Origin of the sequence: Mesorhizobium sp. M7D.F.Ca.US.004.03.1.1, assembly GCF_003998635.1 — a bacterium.
Lineage (GTDB): Bacteria > Pseudomonadota > Alphaproteobacteria > Rhizobiales > Rhizobiaceae > Mesorhizobium > Mesorhizobium loti.
Genome location: NZ_RZQG01001273.1, coordinates 1 through 1,304, shown reverse-complemented (window position 1 = coordinate 1,304; position 1,304 = coordinate 1). Strand labels below are relative to the sequence as shown.

General features: G+C 58.4%; 1 protein-coding gene. It reads right to left on the bottom strand.

Annotated features, from left to right (window positions below):
* Nucleotides 1-984, bottom strand: a 984-nt coding sequence (locus tag EN935_RS36260; protein WP_206534668.1) for a VCBS domain-containing protein, incomplete at its 3' end; no start/stop codon positions are given.
* Nucleotides 985-1,304 lie beyond the last annotated feature (320 nt).

The window sequence follows — 1,304 nt, the reverse complement described above, 5'->3', positions numbered from 1 at the left end:
GATGGCGAAGGTGCCATAGGTTCCAACGGTTGCGGCCTGGGCGACGAAGGTCGCCGGGTTGTCGACGTCGGAGATGGTCAGCGTGCCGGAGGTGCTGATCTGCGCCACCGTGTTGCCTTCGGTCAGGTTGCGCACGTCGGCCGACAGTACGGCCGCGTCGTTGGTGCCGTGGATGGTGACGGTGACCACCTGGGCGGTGCCGTCCTGTGTGTGGACGGTAAAGGTCTCGGTGAGATTCTGGCCGACGTTGAGGCCCTGCACTGCCGCATTGTTGTTGTTGAGTGTGAAGGTCCAGACACCACCCGCGGTCATCTGGTAGGTCCCGTAGCCATGATCGCCCGCGGTTCCCGCCGCGACCGCCTGGAACGTATTGGGCGTATTGTCGACGTCAGTATCTGTCAGAGTGCCGCTCACCGTTGGCGTCCCGGGGATGGCATTGGCGACACCGCCAGCCTCGATGACCGCGCCCGTTGAGACGCCGGAAATCACGGCCGCATCATTGGTGCCTTGAATGTTGACCGACACGCTGGCCCAGCTCAGCGTTCCGTTGCCGAGCTTGATCGCATAGGTGAAGGTCTCATTGAGATGGTCGTTCGGACCCATGGCCTGCAGGCTGGTGAAGCCATGCGCCGCCAGATATCCGCTAAGGTCCATCTCGACCTTGCCGTTGTTTATGCGGATGGAAACCCCGACACCGATGCTTTCCCAGGTTGAAATGCCGGCCGTCTGAAAGTCCTGAGTCGTCAGGTCAAGGGGCGCGTATTGCTTCGTGGCCGTCGACGCGGAAATCCCGTCGTCCACCGAAAAGAGGGACTTTGCGTTTCCACCCTGATCGTTTGCCATCACATCGAGAACTATGATGGTTTGCGAACCCGAAGCGAGGACGGCCGTATCCTCGGTTAAATTGAAAACGTCATCATTCGCCTGCGGCGTGTTGGAGAAAGACGCAGTGGTTCCACCGGCATCGGCGATTTTAGAAGCCATTTTCAACCCCCCTTGTTTAAGAACAGATGCCCCATCTGTTTATCGACAGTACTGAACGACCGGCTGCCTCCAGCCGAAGAATAGCCGCGCGATCGGTGTGCGAATTCGGGGAGGCATCAATTGTCAGCGCCATCCAGACAAGCCACCGCTTTGCGAACAACCCGCTTGAGCTGGCTATTCACGGATGGATGGTGGCTCGATAATGATGGCTGCGACGACTTTGGTCGCCGCTGCTTCTCCCTACCCCAATTGCATCGTCTTAACTCGTTGGTTGCCGATCACGAGTTTTAGAAAGCCCTTATATTAGGGGATTCTTAACC